Consider the following 14,883-nt stretch of genomic DNA (forward strand, 5'->3'; position numbering starts at 1 on the left):
AAATATTAAGTTAATCTTGTTTCGCGCTCAGAAGCAAAGGAGCAAAGACGCAAAGGAAGAAATATATTAATTTAAACTGTAGTCTAAATATGTGAAGTCCGCTGTAATTTTGTAGAAATCATCATTTTGATGATGGACTTTTATCAAGATTTGTACTGTTAATAGCGAGAATAAAAATGAAAATCACCCAAAGTAAAATTAACGAATTGCTGAGTGAATCAGGATGTGAACATAATCAAAAAAAACAGGGAGAAAAAAAGAATAAATCTTGTACCCAACAAGCTCAACCAGGTGCGGCTCAAGGGGGTTGTGCTTTTGATGGTGCGATGATTGCTTTAGTCCCAATTACTGATGCGGCTCATTTGGTTCATGGTCCGATCGCTTGTGCTGGAAATTCCTGGGGAAGTCGTGGGAGTTTGTCTTCAGGTCCAATGCTTTATAAGACGGGTTTTACTACCGATGTTGGGGAAAATGATGTAATTTTCGGCGGTGAAAAAAAGCTTTATAAAGCGATTTTAGAAGTTAATCAAAACTACAAGCCTGCGGCGATTTTTGTTTACGCCACCTGCGTTACAGCCCTAATTGGTGATGATATTGATGCAGTTTGTAAGGTAGCAGCCGAAAAAATTGGAACTCCTGTCATTCCTGTTATTGCTCCGGGATTCATTGGTAGTAAGAACTTAGGTAATCGTTTTGGTGGTGAAGCTTTACTAGAATATGTAGTGGGAACTGCTGAACCTGAATATACTACCCCGTATGATATTAATTTAATAGGTGAATACAACATTGCGGGGGAAATGTGGGGAGTTTTACCCTTATTTGAAAAGTTAGGAATTAGGGTTTTATCAAAAATTACTGGTGATGCTCGTTATCAAGAAGTGCGTTATGCTCACCGGGCAAAATTAAATGTTATGATCTGCTCACGAGCGCTTTTAAATATGGCGCGAAAAATGGAGGAACGTTACGGTATTCCCTACATTGAAGAGTCATTTTATGGCATTAATGATATTAACCGTTGTTTGCGAACTGTGGCGGCTAAATTAGGTGATGCTGATTTACAGGAACGCACAGAAAAACTCATTGTTGAAGAAACAGCGGCCTTAGATATTGCACTTGCTCCCTATCGAGAAAAATTAAAAGGAAAACGCATTGTTCTCTATACTGGTGGTGTGAAAAGTTGGTCAATTATTTCCGCTGCGAAAGATTTGGGAATTGAAGTTGTAGCCACAAGTACCCGCAAAAGTACGGAAGAAGATAAAGCTAAAATTAAAAATTTGTTGGGTAATGATGGTATTATGCTGGAGAAAGGAAACGCTTCCGAACTCCTGAAATTAATTGCAGAGACTAACGCAGATATGCTTATTGCTGGCGGTAGAAATCAATATACAGCTTTAAAAGCCAGAATTCCCTTTTTAGATATTAACCAAGAACGTCATCATCCCTACGCGGGTTATGTGGGTATGGTAGAAATGGCGCGGGAGTTGACAGAGGCTTTATATAGTCCCGTGTGGGAGCAAATTCGCAAGCCCGCTCCTTGGGAAGTTTAGGTGACAGGTGATAGGTGACAGGTGACAGTAAGAAGCTAAAAGGTAAAAGATCAATATTTTCCTCCTGAACTCCTGAACTCCTGACAAATTATTTTGAGATTATTGAGATTATTGAGATTATTGAGATTATTGAGATTATGGCGATCGCAATTGTTCCAGAAAAGTCTGTGACTGTCAACCCCCTCAAACAAAGTCAGGCTTTAGGCGCTTCTTTAGCTTTCTTGGGTTTAAAGGGAACTATGCCCTTATTTCATGGTTCTCAGGGTTGTACAGCCTTCGCAAAAGTAGTTTTAGTTCGACATTTTCGGGAAGCAATTCCCCTTGCGACCACTGCAATGACGGAAGTTACTACTATTTTGGGTGGTGAGGAAAATGTCGAGCAAGCTATTCTCACTTTAGTAGAAAAAGTACAACCAGAAATCATTGGTTTATGCACTACTGGGCTAACAGAAACTAGAGGTGATGATATTGAACGTTTTTTAAAAGATATTCGAGAACGTCACCCCGAACTTAATCATTTAGCCATTATTTTTGCTCCCACTCCCGATTTTAAAGGTGCTTTACAAGACGGTTTTGCAGTCGCAGTAGAAAGTATTGTTAAAGAAATTCCTCAAGCAGGGGGAATTAAACCAGAACAAATCACAATTTTAGCTGGTGCTGCTCTCACTCCTGGAGATGTTCAAGAAATTCGAGAAATAGTTACAGCTTTCGGACTAGAACCCATATTTGTTCCTGATTTAGGAGCTTCATTAGATGGACATTTGGAAGATGGTTATAGTGCTATAACTGCTAGTGGAACAACTTTAAAAGAATTACGTTCTTTGGGTAGTTCAGCTTTTACCTTAGCCTTAGGTGAAAGTATGCGCCAGGCGGCGAAAATTTTAGAAGAACGCTTCGGAACTAACTATCAAGTATTCAGAGATCTAATAGGATTAGAACCTGTAGATGAATTTCTGCAAAAATTATCTTTATTAAGTGGAAATCCTGTTCCTGAAAAATATCGTCGTCAACGTCGTCAATTGCAAGATGCAATGTTAGATACTCACTTTTATTTTAGTGCCAAAAGAGTATCTTTAGCTTTAGAACCAGATTTATTGTGGACTATAGTTAGATTTTTGCAATCAATGGGGGCAGAAATTCATCATGCTGTCACCACAACTCGTTCTCCTTTACTTCAAAAACTTCCTATTAAAAATGTCACCATTGGCGATTTAGAAGATTTTGAAAAATTGGCAATAGGTTCTGATTTATTGATTGGTAATTCCCACGTAAATACCATCTCTAAACGCCTTTTTATTCCCCTCTATCGTTTAGGCATTCCTATTTATGACCGATTAGGAAATGGTCTATTTACCAAAGTAGGCTATCGCGGTACTATTGAGCTTCTTTTCGGCATGGGAAACCTATTTATAGAACATGAAGAATCATCAATGATCAACCAATGGTCATCAGTAATCAACAAATAACAACTAACAACTGACAACTGACAACTGACAACCAATAAAGGACAAATGAAAGTGAAAATTGCTTTTACGACAACTGACAGAATTCATGTTAATGCTCACTTTGGCTGGGCTAAGGAAATAGATGTTTATGAAATTTCCGACAACGGCTATGAATTTGTAGAAACTCTCAAATTTGAAGGTGATCTAAAAGAAGATGGTAATGAGGATAAAATTACCCCTAAACTTCAAGCACTTAATGATTGCACAATTGTTTATGTTGTGGCTATTGGTGGTAGTGCAGCGGCTCGTTTAATTAAGAAAGGTGTAACCCCAGTTAAGGCTAAATCTGAAGAGGAAAAAATTGCAGAAATTCTCGATAAATTAGTCAAAACTCTCAAGGGTAATCCTCCACCTTGGTTACGAAAAGCTTTACAACAGAAAAAACCTAGTTTTGCTGAAGAAATTGAAAACGAAGCAACAGTATGAGTACAAATAATGTGAATGGAACTGGTAACAATTTAGAGGTTATTTTACCTCCTTTTTTGAAAGCATTAGTTCAACAAATTCGGGCGCAAGATAGTTATGGTTTCTACCGAAATTGGACTGATGAATTAATCCTCAAACCCTATATTGTTACTAAACAAAAGAAACGAGAAATTTCTGTAGAAGGTGAAGTTGACCCCGCCACTATTTCCCGTATAAATGCCTTTTTTCGAGCGGTAGCTGCCAGCATTGAAAAGGAAACTGGACTCATTTCTAATGTAGTTATTGAATTAGGACATGAGGGTTTTGGTTGGGCTTTAGTATTTTCAGGACGCTTATTATTAGCTGTGAAAACTTTGCGTGATGCTCATCGTTTTGGTTTTGATTCTTTCGAGAAATTAGACGAAGAAGGCACAAAGTTTGTGGAAAAAGGCATTGATTTAGCCAAACGTTTCCCCGAAGTAGGCAATCTTTAATTAGTCATTGGTCAGTAGTCAGTGGTTAGTGGTGATTAGTTAGAGGAGACTTGCAAATTTGTTCTCTTCTATAGCTGCAACGGACAAAGGACAACTGACCAATGACAAAGGACAAAAAATATGACAATTGAGGAAATCACAACCAAGATTAAAAAGCTAAATAGCAAAGCAGGTCAAATGAAAATGGATCTGCATGATTTAGCAGAAGGACTACCCACAGATTACCAAAAACTGATGGATGTTGCTGCGGAAACTTACGAAATCTACTGTCAGTTAGATGGACTCAAGCAACAACTCAAAAAAATGGAGAATTCTAAATGAGTACCAATATTGATGAATTTAAAAACCTCGTAGATGCCGAAGAGTTTTTCATCTTTTTTAATCTACCCTATGACCAAAAATTTGTAAATGTCAACCGTTTACATATTTTGAAAAAGTTTTCTCAGTTCATGAGTCAAATTGATGATAGTTATCCTCAACTCAGTAACCAAGAAAGATTAGAGAAATATTGTGTTGCTTTGCAACAAGCTTATCAGGTGTTTATAGAATCTACACCCCATGAACAAAAGCTGTTCAAGGTATTTAATGATAAGCCCAAAAATGTTGTCACCCTGACAGAAATCACCTCAGATTAGGAGTTAAAAAGTGATTAACCTAACGCCTACCGAATTGGAACGCTATAGTCGCCAAATGATGCTTCCTAATTTTGGTGAATTAGCTCAAAAGCGCCTAAAATCAGCGACTGTTTTAGTGTCAGGTGTGGGTGGATTAGGTGGTACAGCGGCGCTTTACTTAACAGTAGCAGGCGTTGGGCGGCTGATCCTAGTCCGAGGTGGTGATTTGCGGCTGGATGATATGAATCGTCAGGTTTTGATGACTGACGACTGGGTGGGTAAACCCAGAGTATTTAAAGCCCAAGAAACCCTCAAAGCCATCAATCCTGATGTTCAAGTGGATGTAGTTCACGATTACATTACCGCAGAAAATGTGGATGGGTTGGTACAGTCGGCGGATATGGCTTTGGATTGCGCTCATAATTTCACTGAACGCAATTTGTTAAATGAAGCCTGTGTCCGCTGGCGCAAACCCATGGTAGAGGCAGCCATGGACGGTATGGAGGCTTACCTGACCACGATTATTCCCGGTGTCACCCCTTGTTTATCTTGTCTGTTTCCAGAAAAGCCGGATTGGGACCGACGCGGTTTTTCCGTGCTGGGGGCTGTTTCTGGGACCTTGGCCTGTTTGACGGCTTTGGAAGCGGTAAAGCTGATTACTGGTTTTAGTCAACCGCTGTTATCAGAATTACTAACCATTGATTTAAACAGAATGGAATTTGCTAAACGTCGTTCTCACCGCGATCGCAATTGTCCAGTCTGCGGTAATACTGCCCCTTGGAGATATTCCCAATCTCAAGCCGCAACGGTGTAAGTTACCACTTCTTGAAAATCCACATCCAAATCAGAATATTCGCTACAGAATAAGACATAAAATGACTGTTACTTTAACAGAAAAGGCAGAATTTCGTCTCTGGGCATTTGTCAAGGGTTCTGCAACCGACGAAACTAATAACGCCACAAAGGGTGTCCGCATCTCGGTTAAAGATGGTGGTTGCAGTGGCTACGAGTATGGCATCGAAATTACTAGCAAGCCCCAACCTGATGATATCGTAACTCAACAAGGAAATGTGTTGATTTATGTTGATGCTAAAAGTGCGCCGTTATTAGCAGGTGTGGTAGTTGATTTTGTAGAGGGAGTTATGGATAGCGGTTTTAAGTTTTCCAACCCCAATGCAACTGATACCTGCGGTTGTGGCAAGTCCTTTAAAACCAGTGACGGTACTCCCAATGGTGTACCTTGCGGTAAATAGAATAGTTCAAACTTCAAAAGTTAGCTCCTTTATTTTGAATTTTGACTTGATCCAGGAAAACTTAACGAACTCAAAAACTCACTTCATTAATCTTTGAGGAGAATCGAAAAATGGCGACATATCAAGTAAGATTGATCAACAAAAAAGAAGATATAGACACCACAATTGAATGTGATGAAGACATGACAATTGTAGACGCAGCAGAAGAAGCTGGTCTGGAATTACCTTTCTCCTGTAAATCCGGCGCTTGCTCTAGCTGTGTAGGTAAGATTGTTGAAGGTGAAATCAATCAAGATGATCAATCCTTCTTAGATGATGAGCAAATGGGCAAAGGATTCGCCTTATTATGTGTTAGCTATCCCCGTTCTAACTGCACAATCAAAACCCACCAAGAACCTTACCTTGCTTAATACAATATTTGTCGGGATTTAGAAATCCTAAATTCTTTCACTTTCACAATGATGGAGGATGTTTATCATCTTTCATCATTTCAATTTTCACTTTTTATTTTGATAATCCAATGTTTACTAATTTTACTGTTATGGGTTGTTCTTTAGAGTTACTAAAATCAGGAGAATGTGGCATAGTTACTTTTTGTCAAACTCAGGATGAGACAATTAGAAAAAAGCTGATATCAATGGGCATTAAAACAGGTAATACCATTACTGTAGAACAGCAATTTCCTACTTTTATTATTAAATGTGGTAGTTTATCTATGACTATAAATCGCCAAATAGCGCGGGCTATTTATGTGCGGGTAATTGATGGGTGAAAATGGTGATTAAGTTTAGTTATTGGTTTAAATTGTGGTTTTTACAACCAAACTCACGTATAGTATTTAACACAGAATTTGAATTTATAGACTTAAACTTAAAGCCTAAAGCAAAAGATGTTAAAATACTATAAAGTTAGAGAGGTGAAATAATATGAGCTATTAAAAACTTAATCATAAGAAAAGTGAGAATAAACAATGGGGAAAACTTTAAAGGAAAAACTAGAACAGTTACCACTAGAAAGACAGCAAAAAATTGCTGAAGAATCTAACTTTCTCATTGCTGAAGAAATGACACGACAACAATTGAGACTAGCACTCAAACTCACTCAAGAGCAAATGTCAAAACTTCTTCAAATTGATCAAGAAAATGTTTCTCAAATGGAACAAAATACTGATTTAATGCTTTCAATTCTGCGAAAGTATATTACTGATTTAGGTGGTGATTTAAAGCTTGTTGTTGAATTTCCTAACCGTCCACAAGTTACTTTATCAGGAATTTCTGAGATTGATATCTGACGAAGATCTTCAACTAAAGTCAACTAAAGATAAAATTTTCTCTAAAACTCGCTCATTTATGGTTGGTGGTAAATTTTTCAGTACAAAAAAGGTGCGTTATGCAATCGCTAACACACCCTACAAAACTAAATCAAAGGTTAAATTTTATTAAATTTGTCAGGTTAAAAACAAAAATGCTGTATGGCTAACACACCCTACAAAACTAAATCAAACGTTAAATTTTATTAAATTTGTCAGGTTAAAAACAAAGATGCTGTATGATAGTTTGAAAATCACAATTTAATTAATATAATTAATAATTAAATTATATGAAAGTACAACAACAAATATTAGACTTTAGAAATAAAATTCTTCTCGGTGACAATCTATCTATTCTCAAACAAATAGAAAGTGATACTTTTGATTTAATCATCACTTCACCCCCATATTTTCAGCAACGTGATTGAAGAAATAAAAGACTGTGTAGATATTTTCGTTCATAAAATAGAAACTGATAAATCTTTAATTCAAGTAATTATTACCAGTTTACTCAAGAAAATAATTAAACCTGAGCAAGATATTAGGTTGCATAATGTCAATAAAAATAAGCATTTTTCCAATTAGGAAATTATTTAATTTTTGACTTGTTGGAAAGTTTTATAATTTCTACAAACAACCTCTAAACAAATATCTCCTTCTAAATGAAAATAAATTAGTGATTGTAAATTGGTGTTAATTATTCCAGTTTGATTGACAAATGGATAGGATGTAGATAAAAATTCCGGGATATTATCTTCAATTTTCTTGAGTTCAACTTCTCCTACCCAAAAACAGATATCTTCATCATTTGCATTTAGAGGTTGAGAAAAAACCAGGTGAATAATTTGATAAAACTCAATAGCTACATCATCAGCTTCAGGACCAAAGGTAAAGTCAAGACGTAATCCCAAGTTTTGAGGATTTAAAGAAATACCAACTAAGTCAGCACTTTTTAAATCTTCGAGAAAAGTAGTGAGGGTTGATGTAATTGTTGTTGTCATAGATTCACAATTTCTCCAGTATTATGAGTATTAGCTCCAGAAACAAATTCTATCTGCTCTCCATATTGATTATAGCGACGACGGTAAGATTTGCCATCAATTGCTTTAATTTTCGGACCTGTGCGAACAATTTCCCCATTTGGTCTAATATGAATTTGACTACCATCTGGATGCTGAAATGTTTCATAACCCCCTTGAGTTTGCGTTTTAAATTCAAATCCTTGGTTGCTGAGAATTATTAAGACTTCTGATCGTGGTTTTCCTGTTAAGTTAGGTAGTTGTTGAGCGGCTATATTCATTTATAAGAGCTTGTTTATTATTCCCATTTTACTCTTTATTTTTTAGGGTGATTTGTGGTTAGGTAATACACAACTAATTACCAAAAAAGGTGCGTTAGGCGATCGCTAACACACCCTACAAAACTTGTAAATTTTGTTCTATTAAATCTTCTTCATCTTCTAAAAGTTGTTCTTCTAGAAATTCCAACACAGAGAGAAATTATAACTATAAGGTAGGTTAGCAACAGTATAATTCACCATAAATAGTCACTGAAACTCAGATTAGATTCGCCACGATAAAATAATTACTGAGTTGGATATTTCTGATGTTTTATATTATGCTGCGTTGTCCAAAACCACAACGCACCCTACCATTACTTAAAACTATCTAAAGATTGTAAAGAGTGTAAAGCCAATTAGAAGAACTGAAAAGGTACTAAAAACTTCGATTACAAAATTTTTATCACTAATTAATTGCTTGATATATTCAATGTTATCTGAACTATCACTTACTAAATCTTCCTTTATAGGTAAAGGTTTTGAGAGGTTAGCTGAATCTGGGGAAGATTCTTTCTCTATTTCAGAATTATCGATTTCTAATTCTTTTCCTGGCTGAGAAGTTTCTGTTATCAATTCTGAATCTAGTGAAGATTCTTGCTTTATTTCAGAATCACTAATTTCTAATTCTTTTCCTGGCTGAAAAGCTTCTGCTATCAATAATGTAAAATTATACTTTTTGGAAAGAATTACAGAAAAAACTGATACAAAAAAAAGGGTCAAAGCATTAATAATATATGCTATAAAAGTGTGTTTACTCATACTCTGTATAAACTCTTGTAGGGCATTCTAAACTTAACCAACCACAAACAGAGATTCTAATCTGTTTTCCTACCCAGTTTCCAGCAATCTTTCCTTTATAAAAGCCGTCGCCCAGTATAACGGTCTGATCAGGTTGGATGGTAGGAGAATCTATCTTTGGAGTAATACCTGGCTTGGTATAATTTTCACCTTTTATAACTCTCAAGTCAGCTTGTGAATTTTGCGTAACTAGTGTATCGTTTCTAACCAAAGATTCTGCTCTCGACTCTTGACTCTCAAAGAATGGCAATGAGCATATTGCTAAGATGAAAATAGTGAAAGTGAAAAATTTTCTGATCATGTCATGAATCTTTTCTACAAGTTCTTAAAATCCAAGTAAACCTGACGGAAGCTCTACTATGAACCCAAGCAAAAATGCAGCAAACCATAAAGCAAATAAACCTACAAATAGTGTAATTACTTTATTGATCATATTTATCTCCTATTTCCGATGAATTTTCCTAACTTCAAACTTGTGTTTATCCCTATTAACCATACACCACTTACCTAAACCTGAAAAGCGGAAAAAAGCGGATTGCAAAAAAAAATTACAAACAGACGGAAAAAAGCTGAAAAGTACGGATAAAGTCTGCTATCATTACTTATGTCGCGTTACATTTTTAGCCATGCAGGTTCACGAACTACTACAACTTGTGGATGACGCTGTTTATCTCAACACGGGAAAGCATCTCAATGACTTGCAACGTGGAGTTATTGAGGGGACATTAAAGTATCAAAAGTATGCTGATATTGCGGAAAATTGTGGTTGTAGCGCGGGTCATGCAAAGGATGTAGGTTACGAACTTTTAAAAATGTTATCTGATATTTTTGGTGAACCAGTTGATAAAAGTAATCTTAAATCAGTTCTAGAACGACAAGGAAATGTGAATATTTCTTTGGGTAATAATAGTAGTAATATATTTGGAAACGGCTGTATAAATATTGGTTCTAAACAACCTAAAACTAAACCAGATAAAAGTCATCCTGGTAATTCTAAATTAAAGCAACAAGATCAGAATAAAACTCAGATAGAAAAGATTAGTAAATTAAGGTATTTTGGCTTAAATGATGAGCAAATTGCAGAGGTGTTAGAGTTACCTTTAGAGGTAATTAAACAGGTAGTATCAGAATGATAAAGCTTTTAATTTCCAAGACGCTAGAAATTCAACGAAGTTAAAGCATCTTTCAAATCTTGTTATATAATTAGATTTATCATGGATGTTATGACACTTGCGTAAGTGCTATAATAAATAATGGTAAAATTTCACAAAAATTCAAGTTGATTTTTCATATCTTCTGGTTCAAGTGTTTCCCAAATCAAAATTAAAGTATTTAAAATTTCACCAATCGAACGGCGTTTCTGATCACAATACGTAATTCCTGCATGAGTTATACCACTACGATGAAGGATGACAAAATCATCATCATGAGTAATTAAGATCCGGTTTTCAGATAAAGAAAAAGCAATTTGTTCTCTGTCTGATACACCAATTAATCCGGCTTCTGAAGTTGTAGTAACATTAATTCCTCGACGACGCAAACCTAACGCAATTGCATTACTTACACTTTCATCTAAATGAAATTTAATTCTCTCTATCATTGCGTTTTTTCAGCTTTTGTTGTAAAATTGAAGGAGTTTGCCCTTGTATTTCTTGAATCAAATTCTCTGATTCTGATATTTGCTTCCTAATTTCCTCCCGATGATCATGATAGTATGCTAAAGCAGCATAGACATCAGATAAGGTAATACTAGGATAATGGTAGAGAATTTCATCAGGAGACATTCCCATTTGTTCATGCCAAATCACAATATCCTGAACTCGAATACGATGTCCAGCAATACGAGGTTTTCCTCCACAAATACCAGGAGTGATTTCAATATGTTCTTTGATTACGTTGACGGACATACTATTGTCAGGAAAATTATTTACTCTGATCCTGATTATATCACTATTTTATTAAGTAGGTGCGTATTGTCGTTATTTTCTCTAAAACTCCCTCATTTAATTGGTTCTTCTGTACCTAAGTAGGTTGGCGTTAAAAATTGTCGTTATGACAAGGGAACTCTTAACTGGGAAGAGGTTTTGGGCAACTTTACTTTTCGTTACTTATGTCGGTTTTTTCCGTTCACCTACTTACTTTAGAAAAGATATATCAAGATATTGCGGGTAAATCCCTCTGCGGGGGGTTTATATCCTACGAAAGTTTATGTACAGACACGCGGTGTACAAGGAATAATAGTTGAGAATAATTGTCTGACCTTAATTTATAAATTAGGCAATGATGGATGAGAAAATTATGTTATACCAAATAAATGTATCAACAGATTCATCTTTTTAGTTAGTTGTGTTTATCATAGGTCTAGCTGGAAATATCAAGACAGGAGTTGTAGATATTGTTTGTTGGACAGCGGACACCATTTAAGCGCTATCGCTGCTTGAGCATATCTTCACGAAAAAAACATACAACTATGTTTTGATTTTGATAAACTTATTCTCAATGCAGATTTGGGATTTGAGAACCAGGAGTTTATTACTAGTTGTGTGATTTCGACAAGCAGCGCGAAAAAAACTAGTCAGACGCTTAAGACTACCTATATCTTTTGTCTGTAGTCTTGGCCATTGTTAATAAATGTGTGGAAGATGTCTATCAAGCAACGTCTTTACAGCCTAGTCACCAGCAAAAACTAGAACATCCTCAATTTACAGCGATTTTCACCGAGAACGGTTTTTTGATAACGTTGGGAATAGACGTTCTATTAGGCGTTTTCAAAAACATTCTGTTTGGAGAAAATGTCTATTGGCAATTGCTTGAGCAGTTCAACCACCAATAGCGACGGAGAATTTTGAGGAAATTTCTATTTACTCAGTGGTGCATGATATCGAGGGAATTTCACCAGGGTTCTATAAAAATACACATCTCATTGAAGCGGGTAACTTTAGGGAAAAAATAGGTTATTTGTGCATTAATCAAGCTATAGATAGAGATTGTGCTGTAACTTTGTTTTTTGTGTCCAATTATTTGAGTTATCAAACCGCTGTGCAATTAGCCGGATTTATTGGAAAGAGTGTGTATTTATTTAGCAATTATTGGGAAATAGATTGTAGTAGGATTGGTGCTTTTTATGATGATGAAACCCAAGACTTTCTACAAACCAATAAGGACGTATTGTACGCAATGGCAATTGGTAAATAAATAGGAAAATAACGGGAAATGACGAAAAAAGAATCTCAATTCCATGCTGATGATAAGCACCCTATACAGCCAACATCAGTAGATATTATGCTTAGGCAACAATTGGAACATTCAATTAGTAAATACTTTTATGAAGGATGCGATCGCATTATTCATAATTTATTGTCTAATTGTCGTTGGTATGCCACAACCCACGCTAGTATTTTCACTTTAGTCATTGAATGTCCCGACCAAGTTACTAACTGGCAAATTTTGCAACAAATTGTTCCCATGGCCAATGTTCTTTCTGGCATTGTTAGCAGTGCCAAAATTCGTATTTGTCCACCTGATCATCAAACTGTACCTTTTGAAATGAGGGTAGATGAGTTACCAGTTTATCGTGATTGGATCTGATTTAATTGAGGATTTGAGAATTTAGGATTTGAGATTGTTGATTAAGCCATGACATTCTGCTGGATAACTGTAATTAGTTCAGCAAAAACTAAATCAGCAGAACGTCGAACCACGGGACTTAATTCCAGCCCCAAATCCAGATTTCCAGCTTCAATTAAATAAACTGTCACCTCTTGAGGAAAATCATCACCAAAGATTTTTCTCCCAGCCGCCAAAGCATGATCCCAACGAAAATCATGTAAGTTGTAACTAGGTTCGGGTAGCGCCTCTAATTCGTTCCCTGGGACTTTAAATATAGCACCTGCTTCTGAACCTGTGCAACTAGCATCAAGAATAATTAATTTTTTACTTCCTCTCGCTTGAAACATCACTTCCATTCCCGCAGTTCCACAGTCAAAAACACGGATTTTGGGGTGAGGATTTTGGGCGAGATATTGCTGTAAACCTTGGGCAATAATTACGCCGACAGCATCATCACTGCGATTCAGATTACCACAACCAATGATAGTTAGCATGAGATATTTATCCTAACATGAATATTATCAACTTGGCACAAAAAATTAAAATTTATGGAAATTCTGACTACATCTTTAATCATTGACTTTATACTGAGTTTAAATAAGTGAACGGAAAAAAACCGACATCAGTAACGAAAAGTAAAGTTGCCCGAAACCTCTTTTCTGTTAAGAGTTAAGAGTTAAGAGTTCCCTCACTATAACGACAATTTTTAACGCCAACCTACTTACGCAAAACACCAAACATGGAGGTTATTGTGCCAAAGTATCCAAGTTGGCCTATAATAACAATATTGATATAGTGAGAGAGTGTCCAGTGCCTGAAACCCAGGTTGTTTTCTACCAGGAGGAGGATGGGGAAGTACCTGTTCTGGAATGGTTGACGCGACTTTTAAAAGAAGACCGCAAAGGATATGCAAACTGTGTAGCCCGCATCAAGCAGCTTGCGGCTTTAGGATACGAACTGCGTCGCCCTGGGGCGGATTACTTGCGAGATGGAATTTATGAATTGCGGGCAAAGCATATTCATGTCCAGTACCGGATTTTGTACTTCTTTCATGGGCAAAACGTGGCGATTCTGGCACAAGCCATTACGAAAGAACAAGCAGCAGTACCAGCAATTGATATCGAACGAGCGATAGCGCGAAAGCGTTTATTTGAGGAAAACCCAGAAACACACACTTACTACGAGGAGGAAGATGATGATGGCCAAGACTAAGGATGCGATTAAAATTATCGACAAGATGACTCGTACTGATCCTCAACTTGAGGCAATGGTAGCGGTATCTGCCATTAATGGAGAAGTGGCACAGTTAATATATGAAGCCAGAACCAAAGCAGGGTTAACGCAGAAACAGTTGGCTGAACTGATTGGTACAAAACAACCAGTAATTGCACGGCTAGAAGATGCTGACTATGAAGGACATTCTCTTTCCATGCTGCAAAAAATCGCTCATGCTCTGAATCAGCGGGTAGTAATTCATCTAACTCCAATGGATGAACAGCAAATTGCATAGTGACTGGCAGAGGGTAAGGTGGAGTAAAACTTTCAGTGGGGAAATAGATTTTCTGCGATAGCGAAGCGCTCCGTAGGAATCGCTTATTTCACCCTTTTTATTGATATCAGGGTCTTGGTAAGAACTTACTTATATTAAGAATTTTGCTAAAAATATCATTGATATTATTGCTTATAAATATATTCGGGAAGGTCAAGAAATTACGATTAATTATAATGGACAGGTTGATGATATTTCTCCTGTGTGGTTTGATGTGGAGGAATAAAGCTCACCCAGTGGCGCACAGTCCCAGAAAGAGGAAGAAATGAGCAGATGTCTCGTACTTACATTAATTTAGTAAAGTAGGTTGGGTTGACGCAAGGAAACCCAACACTTACAGCACTTCCCGGTGTTATGAGGTACAGTAACAACAATTAGTGAACCAATTTTTTAAATGTTGAGGATTCATCAAATCGAGAGCAACAGAAATAACTTTATCAACTATTTCAGTGGTAGTTGGA

The 14,883-nt window shown here is 36.5% G+C and carries 25 protein-coding genes; 18 read left to right on the forward strand and 7 right to left on the reverse strand.

Going from position 1 to position 14,883, the window contains the following annotated elements; genetic code table 11:
* Positions 1 to 176 precede the first annotated feature (176 nt).
* From nifE to FFO06_RS21585, 12 genes are all read left to right on the forward strand, one after another.
* Positions 177 to 1,547, forward strand: a complete 1,371-nt coding sequence (gene nifE / locus FFO06_RS13595) for a nitrogenase iron-molybdenum cofactor biosynthesis protein NifE (RefSeq protein WP_137908512.1) — start codon at positions 177 to 179, stop codon at positions 1,545 to 1,547.
* A 137-nt stretch (positions 1,548 to 1,684) separates the two neighbouring features.
* The gene (gene nifN / locus FFO06_RS13600) at positions 1,685 to 3,013 is read left to right on the forward strand and encodes a nitrogenase iron-molybdenum cofactor biosynthesis protein NifN (RefSeq protein ID WP_137908513.1); all 1,329 of its coding nucleotides are present in this window, start codon (positions 1,685 to 1,687) and stop codon (positions 3,011 to 3,013) included.
* A gap of 45 nt (positions 3,014 to 3,058) precedes the next feature.
* Positions 3,059 to 3,478, forward strand: coding sequence for a nitrogen fixation protein NifX (gene nifX, locus FFO06_RS13605; RefSeq protein WP_035368007.1), 420 nt, complete (start codon positions 3,059 to 3,061; stop codon positions 3,476 to 3,478).
* Positions 3,475 to 3,951 (forward strand): NifX-associated nitrogen fixation protein, encoded by a 477-nt coding sequence (locus FFO06_RS13610; protein ID WP_028084341.1) that lies wholly within the window; start codon positions 3,475 to 3,477, stop codon positions 3,949 to 3,951. The genes nifX and FFO06_RS13610 overlap by 4 nt, the downstream gene beginning before the upstream one ends.
* Positions 3,952 to 4,071: 120 nt before the next feature.
* Positions 4,072 to 4,272 carry a CCE_0567 family metalloprotein gene (locus tag FFO06_RS13615; protein ID WP_028084342.1) on the forward strand — a complete coding sequence of 67 codons (201 nt, stop codon included), beginning with the start codon at positions 4,072 to 4,074 and terminating at the stop codon, positions 4,270 to 4,272.
* Entirely contained in the window at positions 4,269 to 4,586 is a 318-nt protein-coding gene (gene nifW, locus FFO06_RS13620; RefSeq protein ID WP_137908514.1) for a nitrogenase-stabilizing/protective protein NifW, read from the forward strand. The genes FFO06_RS13615 and nifW overlap by 4 nt, the downstream gene beginning before the upstream one ends.
* Positions 4,587 to 4,596: 10 nt before the next feature.
* The gene (locus FFO06_RS13625; RefSeq protein ID WP_028089549.1) at positions 4,597 to 5,379 is read left to right on the forward strand and encodes a HesA/MoeB/ThiF family protein; all 783 of its coding nucleotides are present in this window, start codon (positions 4,597 to 4,599) and stop codon (positions 5,377 to 5,379) included.
* A 61-nt stretch (positions 5,380 to 5,440) separates the two neighbouring features.
* The gene (locus tag FFO06_RS13630; RefSeq protein WP_028084345.1) at positions 5,441 to 5,818 is read left to right on the forward strand and encodes an iron-sulfur cluster assembly accessory protein; all 378 of its coding nucleotides are present in this window, start codon (positions 5,441 to 5,443) and stop codon (positions 5,816 to 5,818) included.
* A 110-nt stretch (positions 5,819 to 5,928) separates the two neighbouring features.
* The gene (locus FFO06_RS13635) at positions 5,929 to 6,228 is read left to right on the forward strand and encodes a 2Fe-2S iron-sulfur cluster-binding protein (RefSeq protein WP_137908515.1); all 300 of its coding nucleotides are present in this window, start codon (positions 5,929 to 5,931) and stop codon (positions 6,226 to 6,228) included.
* 110 nt (positions 6,229 to 6,338) lie between these two features.
* The gene (locus FFO06_RS13640) at positions 6,339 to 6,590 is read left to right on the forward strand and encodes a FeoA family protein (protein ID WP_137908516.1); all 252 of its coding nucleotides are present in this window, start codon (positions 6,339 to 6,341) and stop codon (positions 6,588 to 6,590) included.
* A gap of 198 nt (positions 6,591 to 6,788) precedes the next feature.
* Entirely contained in the window at positions 6,789 to 7,109 is a 321-nt protein-coding gene (locus FFO06_RS13645; RefSeq protein WP_137908517.1) for a helix-turn-helix domain-containing protein, read from the forward strand.
* 308 nt (positions 7,110 to 7,417) lie between these two features.
* Positions 7,418 to 7,555, forward strand: a complete 138-nt coding sequence (locus FFO06_RS21585; RefSeq protein ID WP_236097146.1) for a hypothetical protein — start codon at positions 7,418 to 7,420, stop codon at positions 7,553 to 7,555.
* Between the two features lie 165 nt (positions 7,556 to 7,720).
* Here the strand turns inward: FFO06_RS21585 and FFO06_RS13655 are convergent, their stop codons facing one another.
* The 4 genes from FFO06_RS13655 to FFO06_RS21200 form a co-directional block, all read right to left on the reverse strand.
* Entirely contained in the window at positions 7,721 to 8,128 is a 408-nt protein-coding gene (locus FFO06_RS13655) for a hypothetical protein (protein ID WP_028089543.1), read from the reverse strand.
* A complete protein-coding gene (locus FFO06_RS13660) occupies positions 8,125 to 8,427 on the reverse strand; it encodes a hypothetical protein (protein ID WP_137908518.1) in 303 nt (100 codons plus the stop codon). Before FFO06_RS13660 ends, FFO06_RS13655 begins: the two co-directional genes overlap by 4 nt.
* Before the next feature lie 363 nt (positions 8,428 to 8,790).
* Positions 8,791 to 9,225, reverse strand: a complete 435-nt coding sequence (locus FFO06_RS13665) for a hypothetical protein (RefSeq protein ID WP_137908519.1) — start codon at positions 9,223 to 9,225, stop codon at positions 8,791 to 8,793.
* Positions 9,218 to 9,565 (reverse strand): hypothetical protein, encoded by a 348-nt coding sequence (locus FFO06_RS21200; RefSeq protein WP_162501198.1) that lies wholly within the window; start codon positions 9,563 to 9,565, stop codon positions 9,218 to 9,220. The genes FFO06_RS13665 and FFO06_RS21200 overlap by 8 nt, the downstream gene beginning before the upstream one ends.
* Positions 9,566 to 9,890: 325 nt before the next feature.
* Between FFO06_RS21200 and FFO06_RS13670 the strand changes: the two genes are divergently transcribed.
* Positions 9,891 to 10,397, forward strand: coding sequence for a helix-turn-helix domain-containing protein (locus tag FFO06_RS13670; RefSeq protein WP_137908529.1), 507 nt, complete (start codon positions 9,891 to 9,893; stop codon positions 10,395 to 10,397).
* A gap of 131 nt (positions 10,398 to 10,528) precedes the next feature.
* Here FFO06_RS13670 and FFO06_RS13675 read toward each other — a convergent pair whose 3' ends face one another.
* Complete coding sequence (locus FFO06_RS13675) at positions 10,529 to 10,864, reverse strand: DUF5615 family PIN-like protein (RefSeq protein WP_028089540.1); 336 nt, start codon at positions 10,862 to 10,864, stop codon at positions 10,529 to 10,531.
* The gene (locus FFO06_RS13680) at positions 10,848 to 11,171 is read right to left on the reverse strand and encodes a DUF433 domain-containing protein (RefSeq protein WP_137908520.1); all 324 of its coding nucleotides are present in this window, start codon (positions 11,169 to 11,171) and stop codon (positions 10,848 to 10,850) included. The genes FFO06_RS13675 and FFO06_RS13680 overlap by 17 nt, the downstream gene beginning before the upstream one ends.
* 695 nt (positions 11,172 to 11,866) lie before the next feature.
* Between FFO06_RS13680 and FFO06_RS22465 the strand changes: the two genes are divergently transcribed.
* The 3 genes from FFO06_RS22465 to FFO06_RS13690 are packed head-to-tail and all read left to right on the forward strand — an operon-like array spanning position 11,867 to position 12,852.
* The gene (locus tag FFO06_RS22465) at positions 11,867 to 12,097 is read left to right on the forward strand and encodes a hypothetical protein (RefSeq protein WP_306420226.1); all 231 of its coding nucleotides are present in this window, start codon (positions 11,867 to 11,869) and stop codon (positions 12,095 to 12,097) included.
* 35 nt (positions 12,098 to 12,132) lie between these two features.
* Positions 12,133 to 12,459: a nitroreductase family protein gene (locus tag FFO06_RS22470; RefSeq protein ID WP_306420227.1), complete on the forward strand. Its 327-nt coding sequence runs from the start codon at positions 12,133 to 12,135 to the stop codon at positions 12,457 to 12,459.
* A gap of 18 nt (positions 12,460 to 12,477) precedes the next feature.
* Positions 12,478 to 12,852: a hypothetical protein gene (locus FFO06_RS13690; protein ID WP_137908521.1), complete on the forward strand. Its 375-nt coding sequence runs from the start codon at positions 12,478 to 12,480 to the stop codon at positions 12,850 to 12,852.
* 41 nt (positions 12,853 to 12,893) lie between these two features.
* On the opposite strand, the gene FFO06_RS13695 is transcribed toward FFO06_RS13690, so the two are convergent.
* On the reverse strand, positions 12,894 to 13,367 hold the full coding sequence (locus FFO06_RS13695) for a hydrogenase maturation protease (protein ID WP_137908522.1): 474 nt from the start codon (positions 13,365 to 13,367) through the stop codon (positions 12,894 to 12,896).
* A gap of 316 nt (positions 13,368 to 13,683) precedes the next feature.
* On the opposite strand from FFO06_RS13695, the gene FFO06_RS13700 reads away from it, so the two are divergent.
* A complete protein-coding gene (locus FFO06_RS13700; RefSeq protein ID WP_137908523.1) occupies positions 13,684 to 14,085 on the forward strand; it encodes a type II toxin-antitoxin system RelE/ParE family toxin in 402 nt (133 codons plus the stop codon).
* Positions 14,072 to 14,383, forward strand: coding sequence for a helix-turn-helix domain-containing protein (locus FFO06_RS13705; RefSeq protein ID WP_137908524.1), 312 nt, complete (start codon positions 14,072 to 14,074; stop codon positions 14,381 to 14,383). The genes FFO06_RS13700 and FFO06_RS13705 overlap by 14 nt, the downstream gene beginning before the upstream one ends.
* Positions 14,384 to 14,883 lie beyond the last annotated feature (500 nt).

It is taken from the genome of Dolichospermum planctonicum (assembly GCF_005402965.1).
Lineage (GTDB): Bacteria > Cyanobacteriota > Cyanobacteriia > Cyanobacteriales > Nostocaceae > Dolichospermum > Dolichospermum planctonicum.

What these genes read in the sequence shown, in the direction of transcription:
- nifE (WP_137908512.1), top strand. Translation starts at nt 177, where the DNA reads ATGAAAATCACCCAAAGTAAAATTAACGAATTGCTGAGTGAATCAGGA.
- nifN (WP_137908513.1), top strand. Translation starts at nt 1,685, where the DNA reads ATGGCGATCGCAATTGTTCCAGAAAAGTCTGTGACTGTCAACCCCCTC.
- nifX (WP_035368007.1), top strand. Translation starts at nt 3,059, where the DNA reads ATGAAAGTGAAAATTGCTTTTACGACAACTGACAGAATTCATGTTAAT.
- FFO06_RS13610 (WP_028084341.1), top strand. Translation starts at nt 3,475, where the DNA reads ATGAGTACAAATAATGTGAATGGAACTGGTAACAATTTAGAGGTTATT.
- FFO06_RS13615 (WP_028084342.1), top strand. Translation starts at nt 4,072, where the DNA reads ATGACAATTGAGGAAATCACAACCAAGATTAAAAAGCTAAATAGCAAA.
- nifW (WP_137908514.1), top strand. Translation starts at nt 4,269, where the DNA reads ATGAGTACCAATATTGATGAATTTAAAAACCTCGTAGATGCCGAAGAG.
- FFO06_RS13630 (WP_028084345.1), top strand. Translation starts at nt 5,441, where the DNA reads ATGACTGTTACTTTAACAGAAAAGGCAGAATTTCGTCTCTGGGCATTT.
- FFO06_RS13635 (WP_137908515.1), top strand. Translation starts at nt 5,929, where the DNA reads ATGGCGACATATCAAGTAAGATTGATCAACAAAAAAGAAGATATAGAC.
- FFO06_RS13640 (WP_137908516.1), top strand. Translation starts at nt 6,339, where the DNA reads ATGTTTACTAATTTTACTGTTATGGGTTGTTCTTTAGAGTTACTAAAA.
- FFO06_RS13645 (WP_137908517.1), top strand. Translation starts at nt 6,789, where the DNA reads ATGGGGAAAACTTTAAAGGAAAAACTAGAACAGTTACCACTAGAAAGA.
- FFO06_RS21585 (WP_236097146.1), top strand. Translation starts at nt 7,418, where the DNA reads ATGAAAGTACAACAACAAATATTAGACTTTAGAAATAAAATTCTTCTC.
- FFO06_RS13655 (WP_028089543.1), bottom strand. Translation starts at nt 8,128, where the DNA reads ATGACAACAACAATTACATCAACCCTCACTACTTTTCTCGAAGATTTA.
- FFO06_RS13660 (WP_137908518.1), bottom strand. Translation starts at nt 8,427, where the DNA reads ATGAATATAGCCGCTCAACAACTACCTAACTTAACAGGAAAACCACGA.
- FFO06_RS13665 (WP_137908519.1), bottom strand. Translation starts at nt 9,225, where the DNA reads ATGAGTAAACACACTTTTATAGCATATATTATTAATGCTTTGACCCTT.
- FFO06_RS21200 (WP_162501198.1), bottom strand. Translation starts at nt 9,565, where the DNA reads ATGATCAGAAAATTTTTCACTTTCACTATTTTCATCTTAGCAATATGC.
- FFO06_RS13670 (WP_137908529.1), top strand. Translation starts at nt 9,891, where the DNA reads ATGCAGGTTCACGAACTACTACAACTTGTGGATGACGCTGTTTATCTC.
- FFO06_RS13675 (WP_028089540.1), bottom strand. Translation starts at nt 10,864, where the DNA reads ATGATAGAGAGAATTAAATTTCATTTAGATGAAAGTGTAAGTAATGCA.
- FFO06_RS13680 (WP_137908520.1), bottom strand. Translation starts at nt 11,171, where the DNA reads ATGTCCGTCAACGTAATCAAAGAACATATTGAAATCACTCCTGGTATT.
- FFO06_RS13690 (WP_137908521.1), top strand. Translation starts at nt 12,478, where the DNA reads ATGACGAAAAAAGAATCTCAATTCCATGCTGATGATAAGCACCCTATA.
- FFO06_RS13695 (WP_137908522.1), bottom strand. Translation starts at nt 13,367, where the DNA reads ATGCTAACTATCATTGGTTGTGGTAATCTGAATCGCAGTGATGATGCT.
- FFO06_RS13705 (WP_137908524.1), top strand. Translation starts at nt 14,072, where the DNA reads ATGGCCAAGACTAAGGATGCGATTAAAATTATCGACAAGATGACTCGT.